Source organism: Streptomyces sp. NPDC059900 (assembly GCF_050270335.1).
Taxonomy (GTDB): domain Bacteria; phylum Actinomycetota; class Actinomycetes; order Streptomycetales; family Streptomycetaceae; genus Streptomyces.
Genome location: NZ_JBNNJZ010000405.1, coordinates 1 through 7,461, shown reverse-complemented (window position 1 = coordinate 7,461; position 7,461 = coordinate 1). Strand labels below are relative to the sequence as shown.

5 protein-coding genes are annotated in these 7,461 nt (G+C 71.1%); 2 read left to right on the top strand and 3 right to left on the bottom strand.

Going from position 1 to position 7,461, the window contains the following annotated elements; translation table 11 throughout:
* The coding region (locus ACQKIP_RS34145) for a TIM-barrel domain-containing protein (protein ID WP_427745035.1) at nucleotides 1–1,629 on the bottom strand (1,629 nt) is incomplete at its 3' end.
* Nucleotides 1,630–1,843: 214 nt separating this feature from the next.
* Here ACQKIP_RS34145 and ACQKIP_RS34140 point away from each other — a divergent pair.
* Together ACQKIP_RS34140 and ACQKIP_RS34135 are read left to right on the top strand one after the other, a co-directional pair.
* On the top strand, nucleotides 1,844–3,826 hold the full coding sequence (locus ACQKIP_RS34140) for an acetoacetate--CoA ligase (RefSeq protein WP_365864090.1): 1,983 nt from the start codon (nucleotides 1,844–1,846) through the stop codon (nucleotides 3,824–3,826).
* A 75-nt stretch (nucleotides 3,827–3,901) separates the two neighbouring features.
* On the top strand, nucleotides 3,902–4,795 hold the full coding sequence (locus ACQKIP_RS34135; protein WP_365864089.1) for a hypothetical protein: 894 nt from the start codon (nucleotides 3,902–3,904) through the stop codon (nucleotides 4,793–4,795).
* A gap of 60 nt (nucleotides 4,796–4,855) precedes the next feature.
* Here ACQKIP_RS34135 and ptsP read toward each other — a convergent pair whose 3' ends face one another.
* Nucleotides 4,856–6,526: a phosphoenolpyruvate--protein phosphotransferase gene (ptsP, locus tag ACQKIP_RS34130; protein WP_365864088.1), complete on the bottom strand. Its 1,671-nt coding sequence runs from the start codon at nucleotides 6,524–6,526 to the stop codon at nucleotides 4,856–4,858.
* 77 nt (nucleotides 6,527–6,603) lie between these two features.
* Nucleotides 6,604–7,053, bottom strand: a complete 450-nt coding sequence (locus ACQKIP_RS34125) for a PTS sugar transporter subunit IIA (protein WP_365864086.1) — start codon at nucleotides 7,051–7,053, stop codon at nucleotides 6,604–6,606.
* Nucleotides 7,054–7,461: the final 408 nt, after the last annotated feature.

Sequence of the window (7,461 nt, the reverse complement as noted above, 5' to 3'; positions counted from 1 at the left end):
GCACAGCCCCAGGCCGAGAACCAGCGACAGCGACGCCCGCAGCCCCGGCCACCCGGTGGCCACATCCCCCGACCACGTCCCTCCGTAGCGCTGCATTCCCGCCCACCCGGAGCGCGAGAACAAGAACGGCCGCTCCTTGGGATGCAGTTCGCACAGCCCCTCGTACCCCGCGCGGGCCATCGCGAGGCCGTACACGTTGTGCGCCTCACGATGGTCGCCGCCGCGCCCCTCCAGGGAGTGCCGGGCCGAGCGGGGCAGCGTCGGCTCCCCGAAGGCCGCGAAGGACACCGGCTCGTTCATGTCGTGCCAAAAGCCCGCGAACCCCTGGGCGAGCCGCTCCTTGTAGAGGCGGCCCCACCACGCCCGCACGCGCGCGTCCGTGAAGTCCGGATACACCGACACCCCCGGCCAGACCAGCCCGTGCACCGGCCGTCCCGCCGCGTCCCGCACGAAGGCGTCCGTCGCCCTGCCGCTGTCGTACACCTCATTGCCGGGCTCCGCCTTCACCGCGGGATCGACGATCGACACGAGCCGCACGCCGTCCCCGAGCAGATCGTCCGCCAGCTGCGGCAAACGGGGATACGTCTCCTTGTCGACGGTGAACACCTGGTGCGCTTCGTAGTGGTCGATGTCCAGGTGCACGGCGTCCAGCGGCAGCCCGCGCTCCCGGTAGCCCGCGACGATCCGCCGCACCTCCTGCTCACCGCCGAAGCCCCACCGCGCGTGATGGTGCCCGAGCGCCCACGCGGGAGGCAGCGCGGGCGGACCGGTGAGCGAGGCCCACGTGTGCAGCACGCGCGCGGGGGTGCCCACCACCACCCAGCACCGCAGCGGCCCGCCGTCCATGCGCACCTCGCACGACCCCGCCCTGTCGTGCCCGGACCCCGCACCCTCCTCGCCCTCGCGCACCGCGACCGTGCCGTCCCACGTGTTGTCGTAGAACACCAGATGACACCCAGCGTCGGCCACCACGAACTGCACCGGCATGGTGATCGACAAAGGACCGTCGCCGGGCCCGAAAGCACCCCCCGGATCGGTGTTCCACAAGCGGTACGTCCCGTTCGGCAGCCGGGGCCCGCGCGTACGTCCCCCAAGACCGAAGAACCGCGCGTCCGCCGCCACCTGCGAGCGCTGCAACCAGTGCGCCGCGCCCCCGCCGACCGGCTCCCACCAGCGAGGCGGCAGATCCCGGCGCAGGACAAGACCGCCGGGCGTGCGCAGCTCCACCGCGCCGAGCCGCGACACGACCACCGTCGCCCGCTCCGACACCACCCGCCACCCGCCCTCCTTGTCGGGCTCCAGGACGGCCCTCGGGTCCGCTTCGGGACTCCCGCTGACGAGCGCGTACGAAGGATCGGGCTCGGCCCCGTCCCAGCCCCAGAAGATCGCCCCGCCCGTGGTGACCCGAACCCGCAGCTCGGCACGGGCGAACCGCACCACCCCGCCCCCCGGCCCCGGCTCCACACCCGTCACCGGCCCGGGCACCCGCGCGCGCTCGACCCCCCGGGGGGCGAGCCCGGCGGCGTCCACCCGCCGCCTGCGCCAGGAGGACCGCACCGCACGCAACCCCTGCGCCGTACCGACCAAGCTGACCGCCTTCATCGAACGCACCAGGTCACGACCGTTCATGCTGCTCACCCTGCCACCGAAGAAGCCGCCCGTATGTATCGTTCAACTGCCGTTCACCTGGGGAGACGCCACATAGTCGCCACGCCGACTGTGTGAGGCACACCCTGGTGCCGGAATCGATCACGTGGCATCGTCCCTGTCAGCCGTGTCGCGCGCACAACCAGCCCGCGCGCACCGCACACGCATACGACGCGCAAAGTCCGGGAGCCGACCCATGTCCTCAGCGAATCCCTCACCGCTCTGGCAGCCCGACCAGGAACGGATCGCCGCCGCGCAGGTCACGCGCCTCCAGGCGTGGGCCGCCGAACGCCACGGAGCCCCCGCCGACGGCGGCTACGCGGCCCTGCACCGCTGGTCCGTGGACGAACTCGACACGTTCTGGCAGGCGGTGACCGACTGGTTCGACGTACGGTTCTCGACGCCCTACGCGCGCGTACTCGGCGACCGCTCGATGCCGGGCGCCCAATGGTTCCCCGGAGCTACGCTCAACTACGCCGAACACGCACTGCGCGCGGCGGAGGACCCGGCGCGCGCGGGCGACCCCGCCCTCCTGTACGTCGACGAGACCCACGAGCCGTCCGCCGTGACCTGGGGCGAGCTGCGCCGCCAAGTCGGCTCCCTCGCGGCAGAGCTGCGCACCCTCGGCGTGCGCCCCGGAGACCGCGTCAGCGGCTACGTCCCGAACATCCCGCAGGCCGTCGTCGCCCTCCTGGCCACCGCGGCCGTCGGCGGCGTCTGGACCTCCTGCGCCCCCGACTTCGGCGCACGCAGCGTCCTCGACCGCTTCCAGCAGGTCGAACCGGTCGTCCTGTTCACCGTCGACGGCTACCGCTACGGCGGCAAGGAGCACGACCGCCGTGACGCCGTCGCCGAACTCCGCCGCGAACTGCCCACGCTGCGCGCCGTCGTCCACATCCCCCTGCTGGGCACCGAGGCCCCCGAAGGCGCCCTGGAATGGGACGCCCTCACCGCGTCCGACACGGCTCCCGTCTTCGAGCCGGTCCCCTTCGACCACCCCCTGTGGGTGCTCTACTCCTCCGGCACGACCGGCCTGCCCAAGGCCATCGTCCAGTCCCAGGGCGGCATCCTGGTCGAGCACCTCAAACAGCTGGGCCTGCACTGCGACCTGGGCCCCGAGGACCGCTTCTTCTGGTACACGTCCACCGGCTGGATGATGTGGAACTTCCTGGTCTCCGGCCTGCTCACCGGCACCACGATCATCCTGTACGACGGCAGCCCCGGTTATCCCGACACCGGCGCCCAGTGGCGCATCGCCGAACGCACCAAGGCCACCCTCTTCGGCACATCGGCGGCCTACGTCATGGCCTGCCGCAAGGCGGGCGTGCACCCGGCCCGCGACTTCGACCTCTCGACCGTGAAGTGCGTCGCCACCACCGGCTCCCCGCTCCCGCCCGACGGATTCCGCTGGCTGCACGACGAGTTCGAGGACACCCCCGGCGGCCTGTGGATGGCCTCGGTCAGCGGCGGCACGGACGTCTGCTCCTGCTTCGCCGGAGCCGTCCCCACCCTGCCCGTCCACATCGGCGAACTCCAGGCCCCCGGCCTGGGCACGGACCTGCAGGCCTGGGACCCCCAGGGCAAGCCCCTCGTCGACGAGGTCGGCGAACTCGTGGTCACCAACCCCATGCCGTCCATGCCCATCCGCTTCTGGAACGACCCGGACGGCACCCGCTACCACGACAGCTACTTCGACACCTACCCCGGCGTCTGGCGCCACGGCGACTGGATCACCGTGACCTCGCACGGCTCGGTCGTCATCCACGGCCGCTCCGACTCCACGCTCAACCGCCAGGGCGTACGCATGGGATCGGCCGACATCTACGAAGCCGTCGAACGGCTCCCGGAGATCCGCGAATCCCTCGTCATCGGTGTCGAACAGCCCGACGGCGGCTACTGGATGCCCCTGTTCATCCACCTCGCCCCCGGCGCCACCCTCGACGACGGACTCCGCGACCGCATCAAGCAGACCATCCGCGCACAGCTGTCCCCGCGCCACGTCCCCGACGAGGTCATCGAGGTCCCCGGCATCCCGCACACCCTTACCGGCAAGCGCATCGAGGTCCCCGTCAAGCGGCTGCTCCAGGGCACCGCCCTGGACAAGGCGGTCAACCCCGGCTCCGTCGACAACCTCGACCTGCTCCGCTTCTACGAGGACCTGGCCCGGACCCGCTCCTGATCTCCCGCCCGCCGCCGTTGTCAGTGCTGGCCCTTACCGTGAGTGAGCACTGATCAACGGATCGCAGGGGGAATCATGGCCAGCGCACAACACACCACCATGCGACGGGCACTACGCCGCGAAGTCGCCGGGACCATCGGCCTGCTGGCCGACGAGGACGACTTCGCGGCCATGCGCCGCTACCGCACCTTCACCTTCGACGACCACGAGACCTACCTCCGGCAGGCCGAAGGCCTCCTCAGAACACTCGCCTCCGACGGCGGGCACACCACCGTCGCCCTCTTCGACCCCGAGGAGTACGAGGAGTACTGCGCCGACACGGGCCTGGACCCCGACGCTTCCGCCAGCCGCACCCGCTTCACCGCGGAGCTCGCCGCCACCGGACCCACCGTCCCCTACGACGGCCGGCCCCTCTCCGAGCTGCTCCCCGACCTCGTCGACGAGGCGGTCCGCCAAGTGACCCGGGAGTACGCGACGATGCTCCTGGCCCGCCTCGGCAGCTGCGCCGTCTGCGGCGAGGACATCGGCCGGGACGCCTTCAGCCGGGCCTCGGACCTCCTCGTGCGGCTTCTCGACAGCGCGGGCCCCGGCACCCGCCACCTCGTCTGCAGCGTGCCCACCGCCCCGGAAACCCTCCTCGCCGCACTGCACGTCGCACAGGACACCGGGGGCAGGGCAACGCTCGACGAGACCGAAGCCCTGGAGTTCACCACGGTCCTCGCGGTCGGCATCGCCACCCACAGCGCCGCGGGCCTGGTCATGCGCACCACCGCGGACGGCAGGCCCGACCGCGTCCAGGGCTGGCGCCTGCACGGCGAGCGACTGCTGCCCCTCACGGCGGCCGAGGTCTTCGACGCCTACTGCACCGACGCGGCATCAGGAGACCTCGTGGCCCCGGAATCCGGCGTCGACTACTGCGCCGCACTGCCCATCGGAGAGGAGGAGCCCGAAGGGGGACACCGGCACTGAACGCCGAAGGGGCGCTCCACCCTTGTCGGATGGAGCGCCCCTCACGGACCTGGTCCGCGGCTACTCGCCGGACAGAACCGCCTGCACGGCCTTCCGCGCATCCTCGGCGCTGTCCGCGGCACGCGCCGCGGCAGCCGCACGCTCGCACTGCGCCAGCGTGTACTTGCCCAGCGTCGCCCGCACGTAGGGGATGGACGCCGCACCCATCGAAAGGGAGGTGACACCCAGACCGGTCAGCACACAGGCGAGCAGCGGGTCGGACGCCGCCTCGCCGCACACGCCACAGCTCTTGCCCTCGGCCGCCGCCGCCTCGGCGGACAGCGCGACCAGGTCGAGCAGCGCGGGCTGCCACGGGTCCTGGAGCCGGGACACGGCACCCACCTGACGGTCGGCGGCAAAGGCGTACTGCGCAAGGTCGTTGGTGCCGAGCGAGAGGAACTCGACCTCCTGGAGAATCGAGCGCGCCCGCAGCGCGGCCGACGGGATCTCCACCATGGCGCCGAACTTGGCCTGCAGCCCCGCCTCGCGGCACGCGTCGGCGAACGCCTTGGCGTCGATGCGGTCGGCGACCATCGGCGCCATGACCTCGAGGTAGACCGGCAGCCCTTCCGAGGCCTTCGCCAGCGCCGTCAGCTGGGTACGGAGCACATCGGGGTGATCGAGCAGCGACCGCAGACCGCGCACGCCGAGAGCCGGGTTCGGCTCGTCGGCGGGAGTCAGGAAGTCGAGCGGCTTGTCGGCGCCCGCGTCGAGCACACGCACGACGACGCGGCCCTCGGGAAAGGCCTCAAGCACCGCGCGGTAGGCCTCGACCTGCTTCTCCTCCGACGGCGCCTTGGTGCTGTCGTCGAGGAAGAGGAACTCGGTCCGGAACAGACCCACACCCTCGGCCCCGGCCTCCACGGCCGCAGGCACGTCCGCGGGACCGCCGACGTTGGCGAGCAGCGGCACCTTGTGCCCGTCGGACGTCGCACCGGGACCGGTCGACGCGGCAAGCGCGGCCTTGCGCTCGGCAGCCGCGGCCTCGAGTTGGCCGCGCTTCTCCGCACTCGGCTCGACGAAGATCTCACCGGTGCTGCCGTCCACGGCGACGACCGTGCCCTCGGCCAGCTCGCCCGCACCCGGCAGAGCGACGATGGCGGGCACACCGAGCGCCCGCGCGAGGATCGCGCTGTGACTGGTCGGCCCGCCCTCCTCGGTGACGAAGCCGAGCACCAGCGTGGGGTCCAGCAGCGCCGTGTCCGCCGGAGCGAGGTCACGCGCGATGAGGATGTAGGGCTCGTCGCTGTCCGGAACACCGGGCATCGGAACACCGAGCAGCCGGGCGACTATACGGTTGCGCACGTCGTCGAGGTCGGCGACGCGACCGGCCATGTACTCGCCGGCGCCCGCGAGCAGCTCGCGGTAGTGGGAGAACGCGTCGTAGACGGCGCGCTCCGCGGAACTGCCGACCGTGATGCGACGGTCGACGTCCGCCATGAGCTCGGGGTCCTGAGCGATCATGGCCTGCGCCTCGAGCACGGCCTGCGCCTCACCGCCGGCCAGGTTGCCCCGCGCGTTCAGGTCGGCCGCCACAGCTTCCACGGCCTGGCGAGCGCGCCCCTGTTCGCGCTCCGCTTCCTCCGCGGGAATCTGCTTGGCGGGCGGTTCGAGCACCGCCGTCCCCATGTGCCGAACCTCGCCGATCGCCACACCGTGGCTCACGCCGACGCCTCGCAGCGTTGTCTCCATTGCACCCGTCTCCGATTGAGCGACGGGCCCAGCCGCCGCGATGGATGTCCTACCTGCCGTCAGGGACGGCGATGACGTCACTTCCAGCTGAAGAGAGAGTCCCCAGCCTTTACGTCGCCATCCTCCACGAGGCCGGAGAGGGACTCGGCAGTGGCCTCGAGTGCCACGATCGGGCAGATCGGAGACTTGCCGGCGGCCTCGACGCTCGCGGGGTCCCAGCGCACGATGGACTGACCGCGCTGCACGGTGTCACCCTTGTTCACGAGAAGCTCGAAGCCCGCACCATTGAGCTGGACGGTGTCGATGCCCAGGTGCGTGAGGACGCCGTGCCCCTGGTCGTCGACGACGACGAAGGCGTGGGGGTGGAGCGAGACGACGATGCCGTCGACGGGGGCGACAGCCTCCGAAGGCTCGCGCGCGGGGTCGATGGCGGTGCCGGGCCCGACCATCGCGCCGGAGAAAACGGGGTCCGGTACAGCGGAGAGCCCGATGGCGCGTCCGACGAGCGGGGACGTCACGGTGGTCATGGCAAGCCTCCCAGGGGGCGGAGAGTCGTAGCCGCCGTCACTGCCTGTCCTGGACGACGCACTGTTCAGAAGGGTAAGTCATAAAAAGTCCCGGTTCCGCGTGAGAGGTCCCGGTTGACTGAGAAGAGGCACTGCACAAACGATTTGCGCCCGCCCAACGCCCCATGTACAGTCGGACTCCTGCCTGAGGCGAGCGACGCGGTCAAGCGTCCGGACTCGGCGGCATCTATCAAGTCAGATCCTAATCCCTGGGTCAGCTTCTGCGTGCTCGCAGTCGAGTGGTCAGGGAGCCGAGAAAGTCCTGATAGTGTTTGGACTCGCCGGAAAGGGAAACGCGAAAGCCGAAAGGCCGGAGCGGGAACCGGAAAGGCACCGAGGAAATCGGACACGAAAGAGTCTGATAGAGTC